Genomic DNA, 276 nt, shown 5'->3' with positions numbered 1-276 from the left:
GGCGTTCAGCGTGCGTCGATGGTGTTCTTCGCTGATCCTGCCTCGAGACTGCTGCACGATGCATTGCCCCAGTTGGCTGACATCCGCGAGTGGATAGAGGGCACCCTCCAGACCGAGTTTGGTGAGAATCGCCCGGTTGCCTGGAATGTCGCTCGCGACCACCGGGCAACGGTGCAGCAGCATTTCGATGATTACCGTCGGCATGCCTTCCATTTCCGACGGAAGCAGGAACGCGTCAGCCGCAGTCGACATCCCGGCGACATCGTTGTCGCTGAC

1 protein-coding gene is annotated in these 276 nt (G+C 60.9%); it reads right to left on the bottom strand.

The annotated features are described in order from the left end of the window. Positions 1-276, bottom strand: a 276-nt coding sequence (locus RMT89_RS42780; protein ID WP_315889160.1) for a glycosyltransferase, incomplete at both ends; no start/stop codon positions are given.

It is taken from the genome of Streptomyces sp. P17, assembly GCF_032436805.1.
Classification (GTDB): domain Bacteria; phylum Actinomycetota; class Actinomycetes; order Streptomycetales; family Streptomycetaceae; genus Streptomyces.
Note: the sequence above shows the minus strand (reverse complement) of the source record. Positions and strands in the feature narration are given on the sequence as shown.